The organism is Pseudomonas sp. ARP3, from assembly GCF_001029595.1.
GTDB classification, from domain to species: Bacteria; Pseudomonadota; Gammaproteobacteria; order Pseudomonadales; family Pseudomonadaceae; genus Aquipseudomonas; species Aquipseudomonas rhodesiae.
Genome location: NZ_LEKF01000005.1, coordinates 225523 through 249844, shown reverse-complemented (window position 1 = coordinate 249844; position 24322 = coordinate 225523). Strand labels below are relative to the sequence as shown.

Below are 24322 nucleotides of genomic sequence, written 5' to 3'. Positions count from 1 at the left end.
GTCCCGTCTGGCCTGCGGTTGGTGAGGCCAAAGTCTATGTTTATTAAAATGAACATCGCAAGGGCGTTTGCCGCCGTTATGTCAAATATATTGAAACATCCCTGGCCGCTGGTTTAGGGTGGCAGCTGCCTTGGGCCGAACAGCTGGCTGGCGGGCAAGAATTCTTTGAGGCTGCCGGGCGACATCGCCTGGCCCTCGTATTCAATAAGAGGAGGACACTCGCATGACCACCCTGACCCGTGCCGACTGGGAACAACGCGCCAAGGATCTGAAGATCGAAGGCCGCGCCTACATCAATGGCGAATACACCGCCGCCGTTTCCGGCGACACCTTCGAGTGCATCAGCCCGGTCGATGGGCGCCTGCTGGCCACGGTTGCCAGCTGTGACGCCGACGATGCCCAGCGCGCCGTGGAAAACGCCCGTGCCACCTTCAATTCCGGCGTGTGGTCACGCCTGGCGCCGGCCAAACGCAAAGCCACCATGATCCGTTTCGCCGCGCTGCTCAAAGCCAACGCCGAAGAGCTGGCGCTGCTCGAAACCCTGGACATGGGCAAGCCTATCAGCGACTCCCTGTATATCGACGTGCCCGGTGCCGCCAATGCCTTGAGCTGGAGCGGTGAAGCCATCGATAAGATCTACGATGAAGTCGCGGCCACCCCCCATGATCAACTGGGCCTGGTGACCCGTGAGCCGGTCGGCGTGGTTGGCGCCATCGTGCCGTGGAACTTCCCGTTGATGATGGCCTGCTGGAAACTCGGCCCGGCACTATCCACCGGTAACTCGGTGATCCTCAAGCCGTCCGAAAAATCTCCGCTGACCGCCATCCGTATCGCGGCCCTGGCCGTTGAAGCCGGGATTCCGAAAGGCGTATTCAACGTTCTACCAGGCTACGGCCACACCGTGGGTAACGCCTTGGCGCTGCACATGGACGTCGACACGCTGGTGTTCACTGGCTCGACCAAGATCGCCAAGCAGCTGTTGATTCGTTCTGGTGAGTCGAACATGAAGCGTGTTTGGTTGGAAGCAGGCGGCAAGAGCCCCAACATCGTGTTCGCCGACGCCCCCGATCTGCAGGCCGCTGCCGAGTCGGCCGCCAGTGCCATTGCCTTCAACCAGGGTGAAGTGTGCACCGCCGGTTCGCGCCTGCTGGTGGAGCGCTCGATCAAGGACACATTCCTGCCCCTGGTGATCGAGGCCCTCAAAGGCTGGAAACCTGGCAACCCGCTGGACCCGGCGACCAATGTCGGCGCCCTGGTGGACACCCAGCAGATGAACACCGTGCTGTCCTACATCGAAGCCGGTCACGCCGACGGCGCCAAGCTGGTGGCGGGCGGCAAGCGCACGCTGGAAGAGACCGGCGGCACCTACGTCGAACCGACGATTTTCGATGGTGTGACCAATGCCATGAGAATCGCCCAGGAAGAAATCTTCGGCCCGGTGCTGTCGGTGATCACCTTCGACAGCGCCGAAGAAGCGATCAAGATTGCCAACGACACCCAATACGGCCTGGCCGCGGCGGTGTGGACTGCGGATATCTCCAAGGCGCACCTGACCGCCAAGGCGCTGCGCGCGGGTAGTGTGTGGGTCAACCAGTACGATGGCGGCGACATGACTGCGCCGTTCGGTGGCTTCAAGCAATCGGGCAACGGTCGCGACAAGTCGCTGCATGCGTTCGACAAGTACACCGAGCTGAAGGCCACCTGGATCAAGCTGTAAGCAACACTGCCGGGCCTGTGTAGGAGCGAGCTTGTGTGGGAGCCGGCTTGCCTGCGATAGCATCACCGAAGTGTGGCTGACACACCGAGGCGTTTGCATCGCGGGCAAGCCCGGCTCCCGCACAAGCTCGCTCCTACAGTTCGTTTTGAACCTAGAAAATAATTATCCACAGGAGCGTGGCAATGCGTTGGGCGACTTACTTTGCCGTCCTGGCTTCGGTACTCAGCGTGGGCTTGGCCCTGGGCGTCAGTATGCCGCTGGTCTCCCTGCGCCTGGAGAGCTGGGGCTACGGCAGTTTCGCCATTGGCGTAATGGCCGCGATGCCGGCCTTCGGCGTGCTGCTCGGCGCTAAGCTTTCCAGCCGCTTGGCCGCTTGGCTCGGTACGGCAAACCTGATGCGTTTGTGTCTGTGGGCGGGTGCGGTGTCCATCGGTTTACTGGCGATCCTGCCCAGTTATCCCGTGTGGCTGGTGCTGCGTTTGATGATTGGGGTGATCCTGACCATTGTTTTTATCCTTGGCGAGAGCTGGATCAATCAATTAGTGGTGGAGCAATGGCGTGGCCGGCTGGTGGCGCTGTATGGCTGCAGCTATGCGCTGAGCCAACTGTCGGGCCCGTTGTTGTTGGGTGTGATCGGCACCGGGCATGACTACGGTTTCTGGGTCGGCGTAGGGCTGCTGATGGTTGCGCCGTTGCTGTTGCTGGGGCGTTCCGGTGCGCCGACGGCCGATTCGTTTAGCGTCACTTTCGCCGAGCTTTGGCGTTTTTGCCGGAGCCTTCCGGCCATTGCCTGGGCGGTGGCGCTGTTCGCCGCGTTCGAAGCGATGATCCTGACACTGCTGCCGGTGTACTGCCTGCAACAGGGATTCAGCGCCGAGATTGCCCTGGCGATGGTCAGCACGGTGGTCGTCGGCGATGCGTTGCTGCAATTGCCCATCGGCGCGCTGGCCGATTATTTGCCACGTCGCACCCTGTTTCTCGGCTGTGCGCTGCTGTTGCTGGCATCGAGCCTGGCAATTCCTGCGCTGCTGCACACGCTGCTGATCTGGCCGGTGTGGGTGCTGTTCGGCGCCAGTGCGGGCGGGTTGTTCACGCTGTCGTTGATTCTGATCGGCGAGCGCTACCGCGACGACGCGCTGGTGCGGGCCAACGCCCATATCGCGCAGCTATGGGGCATCGGGTGTCTGTTGGGGCCATTGATCGCTGGCGCCGGCAGCCAGTGGGTCAGCGGGCACGCACTGCCGTTGCTGATGGCTGCCGGGGCATTGGGGCTGGTGCTGTTGTTAGTGCGCCAAGGTGCTTTCGGCGCTACACAGCCTTGTTCTTAAAGCATGCGCTCCAGGCCGACCGAAGTAGCAAACCACGCATTGAACCGCCGCCACCAACTGCCTGGCTCGCGCGTCAGGGTGTGCAGTTGGCCGTCATCTTCGGTTACCCACACCACTTGGCCGTCTTGTAGTTTCGCCTCATAGCTGAGGGCGGGCGCCATGCCTTGCAGCGCCAGGTTGCGTACGTGCTCGGCCAGTTCGGGGCTGTCCACCAGCACCCCGACCTCGGTGTTCCACAGCACCGAGCGGGGATCGAAGTTGAACGAACCGATAAATGATTTCTCGCCATCAAAGATCATTGCCTTGCTGTGCAGGCTGGAGTCCGAACCACGGAACGAGCCGCGCCGGAACAGATGCGGCCCACTGCCGGCGCTCGGGTCGCCGGGTTGGCGGCGCAGTTCGTACAGCTTCACGCCGTGCTCCAGCAACGCTTTGCGGTACGGCGCGTAACCGCCGTGCACAGCCGGTACGTCGGTGGCTTCCAGGGAGTTGGTCAGCAGGCTGACTGATACGCCGGCATCGGCGAGCCCGGTGAGGTACACCAGCCCAGGTTGGCCTGGCACGAAGTACGCCGAAATCATCATCAGTTCACGGTTGACCCTTTCCAGCTCAGGTGCCAGTTGAGTGGTCAGCAGTAGCTGCGGGTCCGGGTCGGCCTTGGCCAGCACCTTGCTCGGTGCATCCCATAGCGCCTGGTTCCAGGCCCAGATCAGTTCGCGGCGCCAGATGTCCATGCGTGGTTGGGTCTGGTAGGCGCGCAAGCGGTTGTACAGGGCATGGTGTTGTTGGCGCGACTCCGCCAATGACGCCGCCAGGCCCGCGCGGGCGGCGGCCAGATCGTCTTTGGAGGGCAGGGTAGAGACGAAGTTGTCGATCGGCTTGCTCAAGGCGCTGTTCCAGTATTGATCGAAACTGTGACCCAATTGCTCGGCCACCGGCCCGACGCTGAGCATGTCGATATCGGTGAAATTCAGATTGGGCTCGGCGTCGAAATACTCATCCCCAAGGTTGCGGCCGCCGACGATGGCTGCACTGTTGTCCGCCAACCACAGCTTGTTGTGCATGCGCCGGTGTTGCAGCGACAAGTTGAATAGGCGGCCCATGGCCCGCGTAGCGCCCGTGCTGCGCCCCAGATGCAGCGGGTTGAACAGGCGGATTTGGATGTTGGGGTGGGCGGCGAGGGTGGCGATCACCTGGTCGAGGCCGTCGCTGGTGGTGTCGTCCAGCAGGATGCGTACACGCACGCCACGGTCGGCGGCTTTGAGCAGTTCGTCCACCAGCATGCGCGTGCTGATGCCGTCATGCACGATGTAGTACTGCAGGTCGAGGCTGGTCTGGGCGTTGCGGATCAGTTCGGCGCGGGCCATAAAGGCTTCGCTGCTGTTGGGCAGCAGGCGAAAGCCCGAGCGCCCTTGATATGGCGCCGCCTGGGCCTGGATAGAGCGGCCGAACGAGGATTGTTCGGCCGGCAGTGCGTCACTGGGCACCCGAGGCGCAGTCACCGTGGCGCAGCCGCCCAGGGTGAGGGCTCCCAACAGTAGGAACGGTAAAAGCCGTTGGATCATCAAGGGAGTCGCTTCCGGATCAGGGCAGTAGTCGGCATATGACGGCTATTTGCCGTGAAAGGTCAGTCCGCTGATTCGGCCAGCATTTTGCTCGCGGCGATGCCGACCTTGCGCACTGCCTCTTCGATCTGCGGGGTTGGCTTGGCAGCATAGTTCATGCGCAGGCAATTGCGGTACTTGCCGGATGCAGAAAAGATGCTTCCTACAGCCACCTGTACGCCTTGTTCTACCAGCACACGGTTGAGTTTGAGGGTGTCGAAGCCCTCCGGTAGTTCTACCCACAGCATGAAGCTGCCCTGAGGCCGGCTGGCGCGGGTGCCAGCGGGAAAATACCGGCTGACCCAATCGAGCATCAGGTCACGATTGCGCTGGTATTGGGTGCGCATCCGTCGCAAATGTGGTTCGAAATGCCCGCCCTTGAGGAATTCGGCGATCGCGATCTGCGGCTGTGTGGCCGTAGAACCGGTGCTGATGTATTTCATGTGCAGCACTCGCTCCAAATAGCGCCCCGGTGCGACCCAGCCAATACGCAGGCCTGGTGCGAGGGTTTTGGAGAATGAACTGCACAACAGTACGCGGCCGTCTTCATCGAAGGATTTGATCGTGCGCGGGCGTGGGTAGCTGTAGGCCAATTCGCCGTATACATCGTCTTCGATAATTGCCACATCGAAGCGCTGGGCCAGGTTCAGCAGCGCACGCTTGCGTGCCTCGGGCATGATGTAGCCCAGCGGGTTGTTACAGTTGGGAGTCAATTGGATGACCTTGATCGGCCACTGCTCTAAGGCCAGCTCCAGCGCTTCGAGGCTGATGCCGGTGAGCGGGTCGGTAGGAATTTCCAGGGCCTTCATGCCCAGGCCTTTGAGGGTCTGCATGGCGCCATGGAAGCTCGGCGAGTCTACCGCGACGATATCGCCGGGCTCACAGATGGCGTGGATGCTGGCGGAGAGTGCCTCGTGGCAGCCGGTGGTGATCACGATGTCTTCGGCGCCCAGTTGGCAGCCGGAATCCAATGACAGTCGAGCAATCTGCTCGCGCAACTCCATACAGCCGAGGATGTTGTCGTAATACAGGCCGGGAAGATCCTGGCGTCGACTGACGCGGGCCAGGCTGCGCAGCAGGGGTTTGAGGGTGGGTGACAACACATCGGGCATGCCGCGGCCCATCTGTATGACGTCTTTACGCGGTACGGCGCGAATAAGTTCCAGCACCTGATCCCATTGGGAAATCTCCACTGGGCGCTGGGCCGGACGGCCTATTTCCGGCAGGGCGGGCAGCTCACGGCCCACGGGTACGAAGTACCCGGACTTGGGCTTGGGGGTTGCCAGGCCGTTGTCTTCCAGCAAGCGATAGGCCTGTTGCACGGTGCTCAGGCTGACCCCGTGCTCCACACTCAACGCACGGACGGAGGGCAACCGGTCGCCGGGGCGATAGAAGCCTTGTTCGATGCGAGTGCCCAGCAGTTCGGCGAGGTTGACGTAGAGGGTCATGGCGGTCGCTCCCGGGACCAGTACAGATCTTGGGAAAATACAGGATTCAGCCGCCCAGTGGCAGTATCTGTATGGATTTAATAGATAAAGGTTGAATCTGTAATGGTTTTGCTCGCTCGCTCATTCTAGTCGCTCATGGCAACCGGCAAATGAGGGGCAACAAAATGAACGGCATAAGCGATGTGCGCCTGAGGTTACACAGTCAGGAATTGGAGGCTGACCACGCACGGGTCGCAACGCCAAGCGATATCAGCCGTTGGGGGCTGTTCTGGCGCCGTCGCCACACGCGCAAGGCTTTGCTGAGCATGACCGGCGAGCAACTGCGCGACATCGGCTTGAGTGCCCAACAGGCGCGCCAGGAAGGTCTGAAACCGTTCTGGCGCGATTGATCAGAGCAGCTCTTTGAGACGGTGCCAAAGCATGCCCAACGCCAGCAGCGGCGAGCGCAAATGCTTGCCACCGGGGAAGGTCATATGCGGCACCTGGGCGAACAGATCGAAACGCCCCTGCTGTTGGCCGCTGATCGCTTCGGCCAGCAGCCGGCCCGCCAGATGCGTGGCGTTGAGGCCATGGCCGGCGTAAGCCTGGGCGTAATACACATTGGACTGATCGGCCAGGCGACCGATCTGCGGCAGGCGATTGGCGCCGATGCCGATCATGCCGCCCCATTGGTAATCGATCTTCACGTCGGCCAACTGCGGGAACACTTGCAGCATTTTCGGACGCATATAAGCGCCGATGTCCTTGGGATCGCGTCCGGAATAATGACAAGCACCACCGAACAGCAGGCGACGATCGGCGGACAGCCGGAAGTAATCCACGGTGACTCGCTGATCACACACCGCCATGTTCTGCGGTAGTAATTGCGTGGCCTTGGCTTCACTCAAGGGTTCGGTGGCGATGATATAGCTGCCGGCGGGCAGTACCTTGCCGCTCAGGTGAGGGTTGAGGCCATTGAGATAAGCGTTGCAGGCCAGCACCAGCGTCTTTGCGCGCACCATACCCTGGTTGGTGTGGACTTGGACCTCGGAGCCGTAGTCGATGCGGGTCACTTCTGACTGTTCGAACAGCCTCACGCCCAGCCGCTCGGCGGCAGCAGCTTCGCCAAGGGCTAGGTTCAGCGGGTGCAGGTGGCCGGAACCCATGTCGATCATGCCTCCGACGTAGCGCTCGGAGCCGATCACGCTGCTCATTTCGTTGGCTTGCAGCAAGCGCACTTCATGACGATAACCGAGGCTGCGCAGTTCTTCGGCATCTTCGGCCAGGCCCTGCAGATCGCGAGGTTTATTGGCGAGGTCGCAATAGCCCCAGGTCAAGTCGCAAGGGATCTGGAAGCGCTCGACGCGCTCGCGCACGATCTCCACGGCTTCCAGGCCCATCTGCTTCATCTGGCGCACGCCGTCGGTGCCGATGACGTTGGCGAACTGGTCGAGCCCATGGCCGACGCCGCGAATCAGCTGGCCGCCATTACGTCCGCTGGCGCCCCAGGCGACTTTGCGCGCTTCCAGCAGCACTACGCTGAAACCGCGGTCGGCCAGTTCCAGTGCGGTGTTGAGCCCGGAAAAGCCGCCGCCGACCACGCACACGTCGGCCGTGACTTCCCCTGTCAACGCTGGGTAATCAGGCAGAGGTAGGCTGCTGGCGGCGTAGTAGGAATCGGCGTGCCGGGCGCTGGCGGTCATGGGCGCATCCCTGTTTGGAAAATTTGACGCAGGATACAGCGGTCGGACGATGCTGTCTGCGCAGGGCAATTTGCGGCAGAATCCACCCCTGTTCGCCGTTGAGTACCTGTTCGATGAGTTGCAACCGTCAGAAGATCAGCGCATTGCGCCGTCAGATTCCTTCGTTCGAGTGTGTTCCGGGCTGCCACGACTGCTGTGGGCCGGTGACCACATCCCCCGAGGAAATGTCGCGCCTGCCGCGCAAGACCGCTGCCGAGCAGGAAGCCGCCATGGACGAGCTGAACTGCGTCCACCTGGGCCCCACTGGCTGCACGGTGTATGACGAGCGACCGCTGATCTGTCGGTTGTTCGGCACCACCCAAACCTTGCCATGCCCCAACGGGCGCCGGCCGGTGGAGTTGATTCATCCACGGGTGGAAAAACAGATCCACGAATATATGGCCAGCACCCGGCAGGTATTGGTTTAGTCCGGGATCGGCAGGTTCAGGCTCTCCTTTACCTCTTCCATCACGATATAGCTCTTGGACTCACGCACGTGGGGCAGCTTGAGCAGGATGTCGCCCAGCAGTTTGCGGTACGAGGCCATCTCGGAAATCCGCGCTTTCACCAGGTAGTCGAAGTCACCGGACACCAAGTGGCACTCCAGCACATGGGGCAGTTTCAGCACGGCGCGGCGGAACTCTTCGAAAGTGTCTCCCGACTTGTAATCCAGGCTGATCTCGACAAATACCAGCAAACTCCCCTTCAAATGCTGCGGGTTCAGCCGTGCGTTGTAGCCCATGATGATCCCCTCGCGCTCCAGGCGCCGCACGCGCTCGGTGCAGGGCGTGGTCGAGAGGCCGACCTTTTCCCCCAGCTCAGTGAACGATATGCGCCCGTCGGTTTGTAGGATGCGCAGGATATTGCGATCGATCTTGTCCAGCTCCCGTTTGGTCTGGGTATTGGTACGCATAGGGGATACGCCTCTGTAAAAACAGTTTTTGCCGAGAATTGTCGCCAAATATAGGCATTTATATAGTGAAATGCACTGGTGATTGCTTTTTATACTGCGCCCATCATTGCTCGAATAACACACGTCGGCGGCCACGCCGCGATGAGGATATAAAAATGCGCGTTCTGGTCTTGGGTAGCGGCGTCATTGGTGTCACCAGTGCGTACTATTTGGCGCGTGCCGGTTTCGAAGTGGTGGTCGTCGACCGTCAACCCGCCGCAGCCATGGAAACCAGTTTCGCCAACGCCGGTCAGGTGTCCCCCGGTTACGCCTCGCCCTGGGCCGCACCGGGTGTGCCGCTCAAGGCCATGAAATGGCTGCTGCAACGCCACGCGCCGCTGGCCATCAAGGCCACCGCCGATATCGATCAATACCTGTGGATGGCGCAGATGCTGCGCAACTGCACCGCCAGCCGGTATGCAGTTAACAAAGAGCGCATGGTGCGTTTGTCCGAATACAGCCGCGACTGCCTTGATGAGCTGCGCGCCGAGACCGGTATTGCCTACGAAGGCCGCAGCCTCGGTACTACCCAACTGTTCCGTACCCAGGCGCAGTTGGATGGCGCGGCCAAGGACATCGCGGTGCTCAAAGAGTCCGGCGTGCCTTTCGAACTGCTTGACCGTGCCGGCATTGCTCGCGTCGAGCCTGCCCTGGCCAGCGTCACCGATATTCTGGCCGGTGCCCTGCGCTTGCCCAACGATCAGACCGGCGACTGCCAGATGTTCACCACGCGCCTGGCCGAGATGTGCACGCAATTGGGCGTTGAGTTCCGCTTCGAACAAGACATCCAGCGCCTCGATCACGCGGGCGACCGCATCAACGGCGTATGGATCGATGGCAAGCTGGAAACGGCCGATCGCTACGTGCTCGCCTTGGGCAGTTATTCGCCGAAGTTGCTCAAGCCGCTGGGTATCAAGGCCCCGGTGTACCCACTCAAGGGGTACTCGCTGACTGTGCCGATCACCAACCCGGCGATGGCGCCCACGTCGACCATTCTCGACGAGACCTACAAGGTCGCTATCACCCGTTTCGACAACCGCATCCGCGTCGGCGGCATGGCTGAAATAGCCGGTTTTGACCTGTCGCTGAACCCGCGTCGCCGGGAAACCCTGGAGATGATCGTCAACGACCTTTATCCTCAGGGCGGTGATTTGGCCCAGGCTTCGTTCTGGACCGGCCTGCGTCCAACTACACCTGACGGCACGCCGATTGTCGGTGCCACGCCGTTCAAGAACCTGTTCCTGAATACCGGCCACGGCACGCTCGGTTGGACCATGGCCTGCGGCTCGGGCCGTTTGCTGGCCGACCTGATGGCCAAGAAAACCCCGCAAATCAGCGCCGCAGGCCTCGATATTTCCCGTTATGGCAACCACCAGGAGTCCGCAAAACATGTCAATCCAGCGCCAGCTCATCAATGAGCGCATGAGCCAGATCGTTGTCCACAGCGGTACCGTGTACCTGGCTGGGCAAGTCGGCGACGACATGGGCGCCGGGATTGAACAGCAGACCCGTGAAACCTTGGCCAATATCGAGCGTTTGCTGGACCTGGCCGGTACCGACAAGACCCGATTGCTGTCGGTGACGATTTATTTGAAAGACATCGACGCCGATTTCGCCGGTATGAACGCGGTGTGGGACGCTTGGTTGCCCAAAGGGGTTGCCCCGGCCCGCGCCACGGTTGAGGCCAAGCTGTGCGAGCCGCAAATCCTGGTAGAACTGTCCGTCGTGGCTGCTCTGCCGTAATACAGATCCCTCTCCCGGCGCTGAGGTTTGTTGATCAGCGCCGGTTTTTCTTCACTCTGCCGCCTAGAAGCCTGCCGTCATGCGTCCAGCCCGTGCCCTGATCGACCTCCAAGCCCTGCGCCACAACTACCAATTGGCCCGTGAAGTCACGGGAGCCAAGGCACTTGCCGTGATCAAGGCCGATGCCTATGGCCACGGTGCCGTACGTGTGGCCCAGGCGCTGGAAGCCGAGGCCGACGGCTTTGCCGTAGCGTGCATCGAGGAAGCTTTGGAACTGCGTGCCGCTGGCATTCGTGCGCCGGTGCTGCTGCTGGAAGGCTTTTTTGAAGCCGACGAGCTGCCACTGATCATCGAGCATGATTTCTGGTGCGTGGTGCACTCGCTGTGGCAACTGGAGGCGATCGAACAGGCGCGCTTGAGCAAGCCGCTGACCGTCTGGCTCAAGCTGGATTCGGGTATGCACCGCGTGGGCTTGCACCCTAAGGATTATCACGAGGCTTACCAGCGCCTACTGGCGACCGGCAGCGTTGCCAAGATTGTGCTGATGAGCCACTTCGCCCGCGCCGATGAGCTCGATTGCGTGAGCAGTGATGAGCAGGTGGCGGTGTTTGATGCGGCGCGCCAGGGCCTGAGCGCAGAGGTCAGCTTGCGCAATTCGCCATCGGTAATGGGCTGGCCGAATGTGTCCAGCGACTGGGTCCGGCCCGGCATCATGCTTTACGGTGCTACGCCTTTCGGCGAAGCGCAGTCTGTGGCCGCACGTTTGCAGCCGGTGATGACCCTGGAATCGAAAGTGATCTGCGTGCGTGAACTGCCGGCGGGTGAGCCCGTAGGCTACGGTGCCAGGTTCATCACGCCCAAGCCGATGCGAATCGGGGTAGTGGCCATGGGTTACGCCGACGGTTACCCGCGCCATGCTCCCACGGGTACGCCGGTGCTGGTGGCCGGGCAGCGCAGTCAGTTGCTGGGGCGTGTGTCCATGGACATGCTGTGCATCGACCTGACGGACGTGCCTCAGGCCGGTCTGGGCTCTACGGTGGAATTGTGGGGCAAGAACATCTTGGCCAGTGACGTGGCCGTCGCCGCCGAGACCATCCCCTACCAGATCTTTTGCAACCTGCGGCGGGTGCCAAGGCTCTACTCCGAGGCCTGACAGGTCGTCACGAATGGAGCTGGTCGGGATTTAGGCCAAAGTGTTGTAAATACTGAACGCTGTCGCCATGATAACGCTCAATTACAACAAAGCCTGAATCCTAGGAGGCACCTGCATTGGACGTCGGCGAACGACTGCAATCCATCCGTAAACTCAAAGGTCTTTCCCAGCGTGAGCTCGCCAAGCGCGCGGGTGTCACCAACAGCACCATTTCGATGATCGAAAAAAACAGTGTCAGCCCTTCGATCAGCTCCTTGCGCAAGGTGCTGGGTGGCATTCCCATGTCCATGGTCGAGTTCTTCTCTGAAGAGATCCTTCAGGAAATACCGACGCAGATCGTCTATAAAGCCAATGAGCTGATCGACATCTCCGACGGCGCCGTCACGATGAAACTGGTGGGCCGCGCGCATCCAAGCCGGGCCATCGCGTTTCTCAACGAGATCTACCCGCCTGGCGCCGACACAGGTGAAGAAATGCTCACCCACGAGGGCGAGGAAACCGGGATTCTGCTGGAAGGCCGGTTGGAGTTGGTGGTCGGTCTTGAAACTTTTGTGCTCGAAGCGGGCGATAGCTACTACTTTGAAAGCACCAAGCCCCACCGTTTTCGCAATCCGTTCGACGTGCCGGCGCGACTAATCAGCGCAGCCACACCCGCGAACTTTTAACAGAAGAGGCGTCCTGCCAGCATTGCAGAGCCGCCCGTAGCTGCATTCCGCCAGACTGAATCTCCCTTTGGTTAATAGGGTTGTTTCAGCCAGGCGGGCTAACCGTTATACTTTCGCCGCCTGCGAAACCGTGGCCGCAGGCGTGAATAGCCACCATTGAGGGTGAACGCGTGAACCTAATTATGAAAATGCTGGCTGCACCAGCAACCGTACTGGCTCTATGGGCTGTCAGCGCTCAAGCTGCCACCAATGATGAGATCGCCAAGCGCCTGGAGCCTGTGGGCCAGGTGTGTGTTCAAGGTCAGGAATGCAAAGGCATGGAAGTGGCCGTGGCTGCCGGCGGTGGTGGAGCGAAAACGGCAGATCAGATCATCGCCAAGCACTGCAACGCATGTCACGGCTCGGGTTTGCTTGGCGCGCCGAAAATTGGCGACACCGCGGCCTGGAAAGAGCGCGCTGACCACCAGGGCGGCCTCGATGGCATCCTGGCCAAGGCTATCACTGGCATCAACGCCATGCCGCCTAAAGGCACTTGCGCCGATTGCTCCGATGATGACCTCAAGGGCGCGATCAAGAAGATGTCCGGTCTTTAATCAGCCGATCTTCGTCAAAAATGCCGCTTACGAGCGGCTTTTTTGTGCCTGGGATTCATCCTGAAGGCTGGTTATTGCAGCAAAGAGCCTGCAAGCTCGGTCCAACCCAAATCATGGAATGTCAGGAGGGTCGGATGGTGCAGTTGTGTTCAATCGAGCAAGCAGTTGACGACGTACTGGCACGGTTGCCGGCGCATATCCATATGGGCCTGCCCCTGGGTTTGGGTAAACCCAATCTGTTCGTCAACGCGTTGTATCGGCGTATTGCCAAGTTACCGGAACGAGCGCTGACCATTTATACCGCTCTAAGCCTGGGCCGCCCGACATTGGGCGACGGTTTGCAGAAGCGTTTCCTCGAACCCTTTATCGAGCGCGTGTTCGGTGATTACCCTGAATTGGACTTTCTCGCCGACCTGCATAAAGACAGCCTGCCGCCCAATATCCACGTGCAGCAATTCTTCATGCAGCCCGGCAGCCTGCTGCACAGCGTTTCGGCCCAGCAGGATTACGTCAGCAGCAACTACAGCCATGCTGCCCGCGACATCAACGCCGCCGGCCTGAACCTGGTGGCGCAACTGGTCGCCAGCAGTACCGAACACCCCGACCGCCTGAGCCTGAGCTGCAACCCCGACATTACCCTCGACCTACTGCCGATGATCGCCAAGCGCCGTGAGGCGGGTGAGACCATCCTGATCGTCGGCCAGGTCCACACCGATTTGCCCTACATGCCCGGTGATTCTGAGCTGGGCATGGACGTATTCGATTACCTGCTCGATGAGAAGGACAGCACCACGCTGTTTTCCACGCCCAATATGCCGGTGGGTTTCCAGGATCACTTTATCGGCCTGCATGCCAGTACCTTGGTGCGCGATGGCGGTACCTTGCAGATCGGCATCGGTTCCATGGGCGACGCGCTGACCGCCGCATTACTGGCGCGCCAGGCGGACAACGAAGCCTATCGCTTGCTGATGACGGACCTGGATGTGTACCGCTGGGCGCCGTTGATCAGCCGTGAAGGCGGCGTCGCGCCCTTCGCCCGTGGCCTTTACGGCTGCAGCGAAATGTTCGTCAATGGCCTACTGGTGCTGGCCGACGCCGGCATTGTACGACGCAAGGTGTACCCGGATGCGGCCACTCAGGAGCAGGCAAACGCCGGCTTGCTCGACGATGCGGCGCAGCCCGATGGTGTATCGATCCACGGCGGTTTCTTTCTTGGCCCGCGCAGTTTTTACCAGCGCTTGCAGGAAATGACCCATTCCAAGCGCCTTGAATTCAACATGACCCGTATCAGCTACATCAACGAGCTGTACGGTCAGGAGGCGCTCAAGCGCCTGCAGCGTCAGGATGCGCGGTTTATCAACAGCGCGATCGTGGTGACGTTGCTGGGCGCGGGTGTGGCTGATCAATTGGAAGACGGCCGCGTGCTTAGCGGCGTGGGCGGGCAATACAACTTTGTCGCCCAGGGCCACGCGTTAGAGGGGGCGCGGTCGATCCTGATTCTGCGCAGCTGGCGCGAATCGGCCGGGGAGGTCAGTTCCAATATCGTTTGGGATTACGGCCACTGCACCATTCCACGGCATCTGCGGGACATCGTCATCACCGAATACGGCATCGCGGATTTACGCGGTCAGACGGACGCGAAGGTGATCGAGGCGTTGCTCAACATCACCGACTCGCGCTTCCAGGCCGACTTGATCGAGCAGGCGCAAAAGGCCGGCAAGTTGCCCAAGGATTTCCAGCTCGATCCGCGCTTCAGCGACAACACGCCGGAGCGGCTCCAGGGTATCCAGGCGCGGCATCGGCGTTTGTTCCCGGAGTATCCGCTGGGCAGCGATTTCACGGACGAAGAGCGGGATTTGTTGCGCGCCTTGAACTGGCTCAAGAGCAAATTCAAGCTGACGGAGATTCTGGAGTTGGGCAAGGCGGCGCTGGATGCACCGGAGCCGCAGGCGTTTCCAGCGCATCTGAGGCGGATGCGGTTGGATGCGCCGGAGGGTTTGAAGGAGGACCTCTACCAGCGCCTATTGCTCGCTGGCTTACAAGCAACCGCTCACTAAAAACCAACGCAAAGCCAATGTGGAAGGGGGCTTGCCCCCTCCCACATTTTGATCCGTGTTCACCTCGTAGCAAATTACTCGATGAAGGTGACGACGCCACCGGCCAGCGACTTCACCCGCGCCAGCGATTCAACCCGATAGCCCTGGGCATCCAGCTCCGCACGGCCACCCTGGAACGACTTCTCGATGACGATCCCCAAACCGGCCACGGTGGCGCCGGCCTGCTTGATGATCGAAATCAGTGCCTGGGACGCCTTGCCGTTGGCCAGGAAGTCATCGATCACCAGCACGCGGTCGCTGCTGGTCAGGTGGCGCGGCGAGATGGCCACGGTGCTTTCGGTTTTCTTGGTGAAGGAATACACCGTCGCCGACAGCAGGTTTTCGGTCAGGGTCAGGGATTGCTGCTTGCGCGCGAAGATCACCGGTACGCCCAGGTTCAGGCCGGTCATGATCGCCGGGGCGATGCCTGAAGCCTCAATGGTGACGATCTTGGTGATGCCCGAATCCTTGAACAGCGCAGCGAATTCGTCGCCGATCAGTTTCATCAGCGCCGGGTCGATCTGGTGGTTCAGAAACGCGTCGACCTTGAGTACCTGATCGGAAAGCACGATGCCTTCTTCGCGAATTTTCTTGTGCAGTGCTTCCACGGAAAGCTTCCTCTAATGGCGCGTTGTGCGCCGAAAGTAGATTAAAAAGTAGTCGATTCTAGCGCTTTAACATCGCGCGTATATCCGCCAAGGCGGTGTTGCCGCGCACGGCCTTCACCTCGGTCGGGGTGTCGTCATTGCCTTCCCAGGCCAGATCGTCCGGCGGTAACTCGTCGAGAAACCGGCTGGGGGCACAATCGATGATTTCGCCGTATTGCTTACGCTTGGCGGCGAAGGTGAAGGCCAGGGTCTGACGCGCGCGGGTAATGCCCACGTAGGCCAGGCGCCGTTCTTCCTCGATAGTGTCGGCTTCGATGCTGGAGCGGTGCGGGAGGATTTCCTCTTCCATGCCCATGATGAACACGTAGGGGAATTCCAGGCCCTTGGAGGCATGCAAGGTCATCATCTGTACACCTTCGGCGCCATCTTCTTCTTCCTGCTGGCGTTCGAGCATATCGCGCAGTACCAGCTTGCCGATGGCGTCTTCGACGGTCATCTCGCCGTCTTCGTCTTTTTCCAGGGTGTTCTTCAGTGCTTCGATCAGGAACCAGACGTTGCCCATGCGGTAATCCGCGGCCTTGTCGCTGGAGCTGTTGGTGCGCAGCCAGTTTTCATAGTCGATATCCATGACCATGCTGCGCAGGGCGCTGATCGGGTCTTCGCCGGCACATTGCTCGCGCACTTTGTCCATGAAACGCTTGAAGCGCGACAGCCGATCGGTGAAGCGCGTGTCCAAATGTTCGCCCAGGCCGATTTCGTCGGTAGCGGCGTACATCGAGATCTTGCGCTCGGTGGCGTAGTTGCCGAGTTTTTCCAGGGTGGTGGAGCCGATTTCCCGACGCGGCACGTTGATCACGCGCAAGAAGGCGTTGTCGTCGTCTGGATTCACGATCAGACGGAAATAAGCCATCAGGTCTTTGACTTCCTGACGTCCGAAAAAGCTGTTACCGCCTGACAGACGATACGGCACCTGGTGGTGCTGCAATTTCAGCTCGATCAGCTTGGCCTGGTAGTTGCCCCGGTACAGGATCGCGAAATCGCTGTAAGGCCGGTCAGTGCGCAGGTGCAGGCTGAGGATCTCGACGGCCACGCGCTCGGCTTCGGCGTCTTCGTTGCGGCAGCGGATCACGCGGATCTCGTCGCCATGGCCCATCTCGCTCCACAGTTGCTTTTCGAACTCGTGAGGGTTGTTGGAGATCAGCACGTTGGCGCAACGCAGGATACGGCTGGTGGAGCGGTAGTTCTGCTCCAGCATCACCACCTTCAAGGACGGGTAGTCCTCCTTGAGCAGCATCAGGTTTTCCGGGCGGGCACCGCGCCAGGCGTAGATCGACTGGTCATCGTCGCCTACCACGGTGAACTGGTTGCGCGTCCCGATCAGCAGTTTTACCAGCAGGTATTGGCTGGCGTTGGTGTCCTGGTATTCATCCACCAGCAGGTAGCGCACCTTGTTCTGCCATTTCTCCAGGATGTCTTTGTGTTCCTGGAACAGCTTGACCGGCAGCAGGATAAGGTCGTCGAAGTCCACCGCGTTGAACGCCTTGAGCGTGCGCTGGTAGTGGGTGTAGACGATGGCGGCGGTCTGCTCCTTAGGGTTGCGCGCGTTTTCCAGGGCTTCGGCGGGCAGGATCAGATCGTTTTTCCAGGCGCCGATCATGTTCTTGATCTCATCGACGCCGTCGTCGCCCGCGTATTCCTTTTGCATGATGTCGGTCATCAGGGCTTTGACGTCGGTCTCGTCAAAGATCGAAAAGCCCGGTTTGTAGCCCAGCCGCACATGCTCCTTGCGGATGATGTTCAGCCCCAGGTTGTGGAAGGTACACACGGTGAGGCCACGGCCCTCGCCACCCTTGAGCAGGGTACCGACGCGCTCTTTCATTTCGCGCGCGGCCTTGTTGGTAAAGGTCATGGCGACAATGTACTGAGCGCGGATGCCACAGTTCTGGATCAGGTGCGCGATCTTGCGGGTGATCACGCTGGTCTTGCCGGAGCCTGCGCCGGCGAGCACCAATAGAGGGCCGCCGACGTAGTTCACGGCTTCTTGCTGCCGGGGGTTGAGTCGGGACATACGGATTTTTTGGGGTCGTTGGTCAAAAGGGCGGGCATTTTAACAGGCTGGCAAGATTCTGCTGCCCTGGATCGACGGTGTGACGTACCACTCGATCTAAATTTGCCGGTTTTGCTACTTTGCCGCAGGATGTCGGGGCTTCTTGTGGTTGAAGCACTGACAAATGATTACAACCGGCGTGTTTGATAACTCTTATCATTGGTGATTATCAGGCCGCGCGTCATAATGCCCGCCGCCAATGAAATCTTGCAGAGTCTAGGGAGCTAGCTTGTCTACGCCTGTCGAACCCTTGCGTTTGCTGCTTCTGGCCGATACGCCTGAGTGGGCAGCGTTGTTGCGCGAGTGCCTGGCGCCGATGGGCGATGGGGCTGTGCTGATCAGCGCGCCAAGTTGGGATTCCGTGAGTCGTCTGTTCGATGACGACCAGAGCGCGGTGCTGTTGACCACACCTGCCCTGCAACCTGCCCCCGGCCGTTGCAGCTTGCCCTGCGTGCTGCTGCTTGAGCAGGAGCCGCTGGTTGCGCCCCTTGGCGTCAGCGATTGGCTGGTGCGTGATGCAATAGCTGTCGACACGCTACGCCGCTGCCTGCGTCATGTGCGCGAGCGCGGTGTACTGGAGACGACCCTGCAACGCCTGGCCGAGCAGGATCCGCTCACCGGTATCGCCAACCGCCAGGGCTTCCAGACCTTGCTGGCTGCGAGGCTGGCCGAGAATGACGGTCGCGGCCTGGCTCTCGGCCATCTGGACCTGGACAATTTCCGCCATGCCAACGATGCTCTCGGCCACCAGGCCGGCGATCGCCTGATTCTGCAGGTCGTGTCGCGGCTCAAGAGCCAGCTCGAAATCGGCGACCAGCTCGCCCGCCTGGGCAGCGACGAATTCGCCTTGCTGATCGACACACGCCGTGCGCCGCAGCGTGCTGAATGGATGGCCGAACGCATCATCGAAGCCATGGCCGAACCCTACTGGGTCGATGGCGAAAGCCTGCTGATCGGCTGCAGCCTGGGCGTGGCCCATGCCCGCGCTCGCGCCGGCGCCGACCCGCTGATGTGGCACGCCCATATCGCTATGCAGCAAGCTAAAAGCACCCAGGGTTGCACCTTTCATATCTTCAACGAACGCATCAATCGCAACGCCCGCAGTCTGGCCGATCTGGAGAGCGAACTGCGTCGTGCCCTGCGGCGCGATGAGCTGGAGCTGCATTACCAGCCGCGCCTGGACCTGGATGACGGCCATATCGTCGGTCTCGAAGCCTTGGTGCGCTGGCGCCACGGTGAGCGCGGCCTGCTCCCGCCCAGCGAGTTCGTGCCCCTGGCCGAGCAAAGCGGCTTGATCGTGCCGCTGGGCTATTGGGTGATCTCCCGTGCCCTGCGCGACATGCAGGATTTGCGCGAACGCGGCCTGCCGCAGCTGCACATGGCGGTCAACCTGTCGTTCCGTCAGTTTCAGGACAGCCAATTGCTCTCTACCCTCAGCCGCCTGATTGCTGAGCGTGGGGTGGAGGCGCAATGGTTGGAGTTCGAACTGACCGAAACCGCCGTGATGCGCCGCAGTGACTTGGTCAAACAAACCATGGATGCCCTTGGTCGCCTGGGCGTGCGGTTTTCCCTGGATGACTTTGGTACCGGTTTCTCATCGTTCGTGCACCTCAACAGCCTGCCGATTGCCCTGCTGAAAATCGATAAGAGCTTCGTGGGCGGCATGGAGGAGCGCGAAGAGAACCGCAAGTTGGTGCACGCCATGATCAATCTGGCTCACAACCTCAACCTGGAAGTGGTGGCCGAAGGCGTCGAAACCCCAGAGCAATTGGCGCTGTTGCGTTTGTTCGGTTGCGACCAGGCCCAGGGTTACCTGATCAGCAAGCCGTTGCCATTGCCTGAGCTGGTGGATTACCTGACTATCGGCAATGGCCGGCAAGCCATGCCGGGCGCGGCCAACTAGCGCGGCGAGGCGACGCAATAGGCTTCTAGTCCGTTTGCGCAGTCTGAAACGCTACTTGGTCCGCAGGTTCCTGGTGAATCATGCGTTTGATCTTCGCTTCAAACGCCCAGGTCAGGCTCACTGCCGCGCAGGCCAGCCCCAGTGCCAATCCCCACCATACACCGGTGGGGCCCCAACCCAGGGTGAACGCCATCAGCCAGGCCGACGGCGCACCGATCAGCCAGTAGCAACCCAAACCGACCAGGAAGGTGGTTTTGGCGTCCTTGAGCCCACGAATGCAGCCCATGGCGATGGTTTGCACGCCATCGAACAGTTCGAACCAGGCCGCCACGGCCAACAGGCTGACGGCCAGGACGATGACGTCATGGAACGCCGGGTCGTTATGGTCGAGGAACAGTCCGATCAGCGGGTCGGAATACAGCCACAGCACAGCGGCAAACCCCAACATCACCAAGGCGCCGAAACCGATTCCGACGCGTCCTGCCAGACGGGCCCGCAGCAACTGCCCGGCGCCGTAGTGCTGGCCGATGCGCATGGTCACTGCGTAGGACATCCCCGCCGGCACCATGAACGCCACCGAGACGATCTGCAGAGCGATCTGATGCGCAGCCAGTTGCGTGCTGCCCATGGTGCCCATGCACAGCGCCGCGAAGGCAAACAGCCCGACTTCCACCGCATAGGTGCCGCCAATCGGCAGCCCCAGCCGCCACAGTTCGCGCAGATAGTGGGTATTGAGGCGCAGCAGGCCGCTGCTCAGCGGGTAGGCGGCATACGCACGATTGCTGCGGATGTACCACATCAACGTCAGCGCCATGCCATTGGCGACGATCGCCGTGACCAGGCCAATGCCCATCAGGCCCAGTTTCGGCAGGCCGAACATACCTTCGATCAGTGCGTGGTTGAGCAGGTAGTTGAGCACCGTGCCGCCGAGGCTGATCACCATCACCGGCGTGGCTTTACCTATGGCGCTGGTGAAGCCACGCAGGGCCATGAAGCTCAGGTAGCCAGGCAGGGCGAACGGCAGGATCGTCAGAAATTGCCCCGCCGACTGCACGTTGGTTTCGGTCTGGCCGAACAGCAGTAACACCGGTTTGAGGTTCCATAGCAGCAGGCCGGCCGCCAGGGCCATCAACCAAGCGAGCCAAAGCCCTGCCTGGGTCAGACGCGTGGCGCCTTCGATGTCGCCCGCGCCATGACGGATGGCCACCAGCGTACCCACGGCGGCGATCACGCCGATGCAGAAGATCGACACGAACGAATAGCTCGCCGCGCCCAGGCCACCGCCGGCCAAGGCTTCGGGACTCAGGCGCGCCATCATCAAAGTGTCGGTCAGCACCATGAGCACGTGGGCCAACTGCGAGGCGATCAGCGGCCCGGAAAGCCGCAGAATGGCCCAGAGTTCGGTACGTGCCGGATGCTGCATAATCATCACGCTCTGAAAGTCATAGAATTGGGGGAGGGTTGATTCTCGGCGCTCTCAGCCCATTGCACAAAGGGATAAATGCGATCGTTCGCATGATTAAAACTCATGCTCCTATCGAGTCTGGTAGGGTTCTCGTATTGAGTTGTCGGAGCTTTCCCAATGTCTCGTCGTCTTCCACCGCTTTATGCCCTGCGTGCCTTTGAGGCCGCTTCCCGGCACAACTCTTTCACTCGCGCCGCCGAAGAACTGTCCATCACCCAAAGTGCGGTGAGCCGGCATATCCGCACCCTCGAAGAGCATTTCGCCTGTCGCCTGTTCCAGCGTAGCGGTCGCCACCTGCAACTTACCGAGGCCGCACGGCTGCTGTTGCCCGGCGTGCGCGAGGGGTTCGCCGCGTTGGAGCGGGCCTGCCACACCCTCAATAGCGAGGACGACATCCTGCGCATGAAGGCCCCCTCCACCCTGACCATGCGTTGGCTGCTGGCGCGGCTCAGTCGTTTTCGGCATTTGCAGCCGGGCAATGAGGTGCAACTGACCAGCGCGTGGATGAGCGTTGACGAAGTGGACTTCAACCACGAGCCGTTCGACTGTGCCGTCCTACTCAGCAATGGCCATTTCCCCACGGATTGGGAGGCGTGTCGCCTGTTTCCCGAGATGCTGATTCCCGTCGGCGCCCCCAACCTGCTCGACGACGGCCCCTGGGACGCGGCGCGACTGGCCACGGCTGAGTTGCTGCACCCGACGCCGGATCGGCGCGATTGGCGCTACTGGCTGGAGCGCATGGGGCTGTCGTCCCAAGTGTCGCTCAAGGGGGGGCAAGTCTTCGATACCCTGGAACTAGGCATGATCGCGGCGGCGCGGGGGTACGGCGTGTCCATGGGCGACCTGCTGATGGTGGCCGAAGACGTGGCTCAGGGGAGGCTGAGCCTGCCATGGCCCAGCGCTGTGGCCAGTGGCGAGCACTATTATCTGGTCTGGCCGAAAACCCGTCCGGGTGGCGAGCGCCTGCGACGCCTCGCGGATTTCCTGCAGAGCGAAGTGCAAGCGATGGTGTTGCCTGCGGTGGAACGCTTCGATTGAAGTGCTTATAACGCTGGTGCGCAACCGTTTGCGCGATACCCCTGCGATTCGCTCAAGTATTGCAATCACCCGCCGAAGTAGGTGTGTTGGAACCATCGTGCACCAATGTTTGCCCACTTAGATAATTTGCCGAGCAGCGCTATGAGATCAGGATGATCCTGGCCTCGGCCAGGAGCTGTCATGTCTCAACCTCGTGCCCGGATTGCCTCCCAACTCGGTATGGCCCTTGCCGTGATCCTGGCTGTCGCCATTGGCGGCAGTACTGTTTTTGCCCTGCGTTCCCTGGATGCCGCCAACCTCGACACCCGCGAGGAACATTTGGCCAGCGAGGCGCGCCTGCTCGCCGACCAGCTGAATACGTTCCATAGCACGCTGCGTGAAAGCACTCAGCGCCTGACGGGGCTGTTCGAGAAGCGCTTCAGCGCGGGCTTGAGCGTGCGCGCGGACCAGCCCATCGCGGTCGCCGGTGTGCAGACCCCGAGCCTGTATCTGGGCAGCGAGGTGCTGAACAACAACTTCACCGAAGTGGATGTGTTCAAGCAGATGTCCGGCGGCGTAGCCACGGTGTTCGTGCGCAGTGGCGACGACTTTATCCGGGTCAGCACCTCCCTGACCAAGCAGGACGGCAGCCGCGCCATCGGTACTGTGCTGGACCGCCAGAGCCCGGCGTATGCGCGGGTGTTCAGCGGGCAGCCCTATATTGGTCGGGCGGTGTTGTTCGATCGCTCCTATATGACTCAGTACAGCCCGGTGCGTGACGCCAGCGGCAAAGTCATCGCGGTGCTGTTTATCGGTTTCGACTACACCGATGCGCAGAACGCCCAGTTCGAGAACCTCAAACGCTTCCGCATCGGCCAGACCGGTTCACTGGCCTTGCTGGATGAACAGAAACACTGGCTGGTGTCGCCGGCGGGTGTGCAGGCCCCGGAGCAAGCGGTGCCGGTGATGCTGGATCTGGCCAAAACCCCAGGCAAGGGACGTTTCTGGAGCGATAAGAGCGAAGACTTCTACAGCGTATCGGTACCGTTCGACGGCGGCCCGTGGGCAGTGGTCGCCAGCATGCCAAAGGCGGAAATCCGCGCGGTCACCTGGGCCGTCGGCCTGCGTCTGGTGATCGGCAGTGTGTTGGCGATGTTGCTGGCGGTGGGTGCGACGGTATGGTTGTTGCGCAGCAAACTGGCGCCGTTGGGCGATTTGGTGCGTCAGGCCGAAGCCCTGGGCGCTGGGGATTTGAGTGCTCGCCTGAACGTCTCCAGCCATGACGAGATCGGCCAACTGGCGCGGGCCTTCAACCAGATGGGGGAAGCGCTGTCGACCATGGTGTCGCATATCCGCAAGGCGGCCGAAGAGGTCAACGGTCGCGCTCAGGCGCTGTCCGGGTTGTCCGGGGGCGCCTATGAGGGCATGGAGCAGCAGTCCGGTGAAATCACTAGCATGGCCGGCGCGGTGGAAGAGTTCAGCGCCACATCGCTGAACATCGCCGACAACATGGGCAACACCGAACGTCTGGCTCAAGAGAACGCCCAACAGACCCGGATCGGACGCAACTCGATGCAGGAAGCCTCGTCGTCCCTGGAGCATATCGCCACGGCACTGAACAGCACCGCAACGGTGATCAACACATTGGGTCAGCGTTCCCAGGAGATCGGCGGCATCGTCGGTGTGATCACCGCCATTGCCGAACAGACCAACCTGCTGGCGCTCAACGCCGCCATTGAGGCTGCGCGGGCCGGTGAGCAAGGCCGTGGTTTCGCTGTAGTGGCGGATGAAGTGCGCAATCTGGCCTCGCGTACACGTGAAGCCACCGATGAAATTTCCGGGATGATCCAAAGCATTCAGAAAGAAACCGGCAACGCCATCAGCACCATGGAGCAAGGCAAGGTGCTGATGCAGGAAGGCTTGTCGCGTAACGCCGACGTGGCGTCGGCCCTGGCGCGGATCGACGAACAAAGCCGCTCGGCCGGTCAGCAGTTCGCTGCGATTACCACGGCTACCCAGGAACAGAGCAGCACCGCGACTTTGCTCAGCAGCAACCTGCAGAGCATTGCGCTGGCCAACAGCGAACAGCGCGAAGTCGTCTCGAACCTGGCGATCACCGCCAAGGAGTTGGAGACACTGGCGTCGGGCTTGCGGCATGAGGTGGATCGCTTCCGCTGAAGCGCTGTTGATCAGGGAGGGATG

General features: G+C 61.0%; 20 protein-coding genes and 1 pseudogene. 14 read left to right on the top strand and 7 right to left on the bottom strand.

Annotation, left to right across the window (positions count from 1 at the left end; all coding sequences use genetic code 11):
* Positions 1–223 precede the first annotated feature (223 nt).
* Positions 224–1717 carry an aldehyde dehydrogenase gene (locus ABX75_RS08810; RefSeq protein ID WP_034101472.1) on the top strand — a complete coding sequence of 498 codons (1494 nt, stop codon included), beginning with the start codon at positions 224–226 and terminating at the stop codon, positions 1715–1717.
* Between the two features lie 182 nt (positions 1718–1899).
* Positions 1900–3045, top strand: coding sequence for an MFS transporter (locus ABX75_RS08805; protein ID WP_047881773.1), 1146 nt, complete (start codon positions 1900–1902; stop codon positions 3043–3045).
* On the opposite strand, the gene ABX75_RS08800 is transcribed toward ABX75_RS08805, so the two are convergent.
* Together ABX75_RS08800 and ABX75_RS08795 are read right to left on the bottom strand one after the other, a co-directional pair.
* Positions 3042–4610: a phospholipase D family protein gene (locus ABX75_RS08800; RefSeq protein WP_047881772.1), complete on the bottom strand. Its 1569-nt coding sequence runs from the start codon at positions 4608–4610 to the stop codon at positions 3042–3044. The two genes, ABX75_RS08805 and ABX75_RS08800, sit on opposite strands and share 4 nt — an antisense overlap.
* 62 nt (positions 4611–4672) lie before the next feature.
* The gene (locus tag ABX75_RS08795) at positions 4673–6097 is read right to left on the bottom strand and encodes a PLP-dependent aminotransferase family protein (RefSeq protein ID WP_034101469.1); all 1425 of its coding nucleotides are present in this window, start codon (positions 6095–6097) and stop codon (positions 4673–4675) included.
* A gap of 164 nt (positions 6098–6261) precedes the next feature.
* Between ABX75_RS08795 and ABX75_RS08790 the strand changes: the two genes are divergently transcribed.
* A complete protein-coding gene (locus ABX75_RS08790) occupies positions 6262–6486 on the top strand; it encodes a DUF1127 domain-containing protein (protein ID WP_047881771.1) in 225 nt (74 codons plus the stop codon).
* Here the strand turns inward: ABX75_RS08790 and ABX75_RS08785 are convergent, their stop codons facing one another.
* Positions 6487–7779 (bottom strand): FAD-binding oxidoreductase, encoded by a 1293-nt coding sequence (locus ABX75_RS08785; protein WP_047881770.1) that lies wholly within the window; start codon positions 7777–7779, stop codon positions 6487–6489. It lies immediately after the preceding gene.
* Between the two features lie 113 nt (positions 7780–7892).
* Between ABX75_RS08785 and ABX75_RS08780 the strand changes: the two genes are divergently transcribed.
* Positions 7893–8246 carry a YkgJ family cysteine cluster protein gene (locus tag ABX75_RS08780; RefSeq protein ID WP_034115453.1) on the top strand — a complete coding sequence of 118 codons (354 nt, stop codon included), beginning with the start codon at positions 7893–7895 and terminating at the stop codon, positions 8244–8246.
* On the opposite strand, the gene ABX75_RS08775 is transcribed toward ABX75_RS08780, so the two are convergent.
* Positions 8243–8731 carry an Lrp/AsnC ligand binding domain-containing protein gene (locus ABX75_RS08775; protein ID WP_003176896.1) on the bottom strand — a complete coding sequence of 163 codons (489 nt, stop codon included), beginning with the start codon at positions 8729–8731 and terminating at the stop codon, positions 8243–8245. The two genes, ABX75_RS08780 and ABX75_RS08775, sit on opposite strands and share 4 nt — an antisense overlap.
* 155 nt (positions 8732–8886) lie before the next feature.
* Between ABX75_RS08775 and dadA the strand changes: the two genes are divergently transcribed.
* The 6 genes from dadA to ABX75_RS08745 all read left to right on the top strand — a co-directional run bounded on the left by dadA (position 8887) and on the right by ABX75_RS08745 (position 14981).
* Complete coding sequence (gene dadA / locus ABX75_RS08770) at positions 8887–10188, top strand: D-amino acid dehydrogenase (protein WP_034101464.1); 1302 nt, start codon at positions 8887–8889, stop codon at positions 10186–10188.
* The gene (locus ABX75_RS08765; RefSeq protein ID WP_034115452.1) at positions 10160–10513 is read left to right on the top strand and encodes a RidA family protein; all 354 of its coding nucleotides are present in this window, start codon (positions 10160–10162) and stop codon (positions 10511–10513) included. Before dadA ends, ABX75_RS08765 begins: the two co-directional genes overlap by 29 nt.
* Positions 10514–10592: 79 nt before the next feature.
* Positions 10593–11666 (top strand): alanine racemase, encoded by a 1074-nt coding sequence (alr, locus tag ABX75_RS08760; protein WP_034115451.1) that lies wholly within the window; start codon positions 10593–10595, stop codon positions 11664–11666.
* Between the two features lie 116 nt (positions 11667–11782).
* Positions 11783–12331, top strand: a complete 549-nt coding sequence (locus ABX75_RS08755) for a cupin domain-containing protein (RefSeq protein WP_005792468.1) — start codon at positions 11783–11785, stop codon at positions 12329–12331.
* 182 nt (positions 12332–12513) lie between these two features.
* On the top strand, positions 12514–12924 hold the full coding sequence (locus ABX75_RS08750; RefSeq protein ID WP_034115450.1) for a cytochrome c5 family protein: 411 nt from the start codon (positions 12514–12516) through the stop codon (positions 12922–12924).
* Positions 12925–13058: 134 nt separating this feature from the next.
* On the top strand, positions 13059–14981 hold the full coding sequence (locus ABX75_RS08745) for an acetyl-CoA hydrolase/transferase C-terminal domain-containing protein (protein ID WP_047881769.1): 1923 nt from the start codon (positions 13059–13061) through the stop codon (positions 14979–14981).
* 74 nt (positions 14982–15055) lie between these two features.
* On the opposite strand, the gene ABX75_RS08740 is transcribed toward ABX75_RS08745, so the two are convergent.
* Together ABX75_RS08740 and rep are read right to left on the bottom strand one after the other, a co-directional pair.
* The gene (locus tag ABX75_RS08740; RefSeq protein WP_003195447.1) at positions 15056–15628 is read right to left on the bottom strand and encodes a xanthine phosphoribosyltransferase; all 573 of its coding nucleotides are present in this window, start codon (positions 15626–15628) and stop codon (positions 15056–15058) included.
* A 58-nt stretch (positions 15629–15686) separates the two neighbouring features.
* Positions 15687–17696, bottom strand: coding sequence for a DNA helicase Rep (gene rep, locus ABX75_RS08735; RefSeq protein ID WP_034101459.1), 2010 nt, complete (start codon positions 17694–17696; stop codon positions 15687–15689).
* Between the two features lie 268 nt (positions 17697–17964).
* Here rep and ABX75_RS08730 point away from each other — a divergent pair, with 268 nt between their 5' ends.
* On the top strand, positions 17965–19638 hold the full coding sequence (locus ABX75_RS08730) for a bifunctional diguanylate cyclase/phosphodiesterase (protein WP_047881768.1): 1674 nt from the start codon (positions 17965–17967) through the stop codon (positions 19636–19638).
* 25 nt (positions 19639–19663) lie between these two features.
* On the opposite strand, the gene ABX75_RS08725 is transcribed toward ABX75_RS08730, so the two are convergent.
* Entirely contained in the window at positions 19664–21067 is a 1404-nt protein-coding gene (locus ABX75_RS08725; RefSeq protein ID WP_047881767.1) for a NorM family multidrug efflux MATE transporter, read from the bottom strand.
* A 153-nt stretch (positions 21068–21220) separates the two neighbouring features.
* Between ABX75_RS08725 and ABX75_RS08720 the strand changes: the two genes are divergently transcribed.
* From ABX75_RS08720 to ABX75_RS29945, 3 genes and pseudogenes are all read left to right on the top strand, one after another.
* Positions 21221–22141, top strand: coding sequence for a LysR substrate-binding domain-containing protein (locus ABX75_RS08720; protein WP_047881766.1), 921 nt, complete (start codon positions 21221–21223; stop codon positions 22139–22141).
* A 180-nt stretch (positions 22142–22321) separates the two neighbouring features.
* Positions 22322–23395: pseudogene (locus ABX75_RS29950) on the top strand (Cache 3/Cache 2 fusion domain-containing protein); the annotation flags it as partial.
* Positions 23396–23437: 42 nt separating this feature from the next.
* Entirely contained in the window at positions 23438–24298 is an 861-nt protein-coding gene (locus tag ABX75_RS29945) for a methyl-accepting chemotaxis protein (protein ID WP_371263985.1), read from the top strand.
* Positions 24299–24322 lie beyond the last annotated feature (24 nt).